The 487-nt window shown below is 55.6% G+C and carries 1 protein-coding gene; it reads right to left on the bottom strand.

Annotated features, from left to right (window positions below; translation table 11 throughout):
* The coding region (locus ACTHUM_RS19115; RefSeq protein ID WP_440403853.1) for a P-type ATPase at nt 1-487 on the bottom strand (487 nt) is incomplete at both ends.

The raw sequence follows: 487 nt of genomic DNA, 5'->3' as shown, positions 1-487 counted from the left end.
CATCATATCACCGAGCAGGGTTTGGCTGCCGAGCTGCGTAGCGCGGTAAACCACGCTGCCCTCGGTCATCAGCGCGCCCGCCAACACTTTGCCGCCTGCCTTTTTCTCTTCGGGATTGGACTCGCCGGTAAGGTGGCTCTCGTCCGCCCAGCCACTGCCGCTCTCGATAATGCCGTCGGCGGCAATGCGTTCGCCGTGGTTAGCGCGGATTAGATCGCCAATTTGCACTTGGTCGATAGGCAGTTGTTTCCATTCGCCGTTGCGTTGCACGTTGACTTGGGTCGGCGTGAGTTTGAGCAGCAAGCCCAAGCTGTTCAGGCTGGATTTTTTGGTGCGGTGTTCCAAAAATTTGCCCAGCGACACAAAACCGATCACCATCACGCCTACTTCAAAATACACGTGTGCCATGCCGTGCGCCGAGTGCGGGCTGAAAAACAGCATATAAACGGAATACAGATAAATCGACACCGTACCGATGGTAACAAGT

The sequence above is a fragment of the Neisseria sp. P0021.S006 genome (assembly GCF_051956895.1).
The sequence above is the reverse complement of the archived record's forward strand: the minus strand, read 5'-3'. Positions and strand labels throughout refer to the sequence as shown.